The following is a 372-nucleotide window of genomic DNA, read 5'->3' on the forward strand; positions in this document are numbered from 1 at the left end:
CCAGCAGCGTCCCGGCGCCGCTCGCGGCGTCGCCCACGGGCAGCGCGATGCGCGGCGGCGCCATCGCGCTGCCATCCCGCAGTTCAGCGAGCATGGCGGCGATGGCCTGGGCCAGTTCGGGATACGGCAGGCGGGCCGCCGTGGCGGCGGCGTCGAGTGGGACGAAGGCGTTGGGCATCGGGCGACGGATGGGTGACAGGTGGGCCGAAGGCAATCCGCCATTGTCCCCCATGCCGCGCCCCCGGGATCAGCGCGACAGCATCCCCATCACCGCCGCCGCGTAGCGCGTACCCGCCGCTGCGCCGGCCGGGAATACGGCCTCGATGTCGGCAAGATCCTGCGCTCCGAGCCGCACATCGAGCGCACCAAGGT

At 73.7% G+C, this 372-nt stretch carries 1 pseudogene; it reads right to left on the bottom strand.

The features are described 5' to 3' along the window. Nucleotides 1–178: pseudogene (locus AC1DHL_RS30175) on the bottom strand (delta(1)-pyrroline-2-carboxylate reductase family protein); the annotation flags it as partial. Nucleotides 179–372 lie beyond the last annotated feature (194 nt).

Source organism: Variovorax sp. 10L426 (assembly GCF_056395305.1).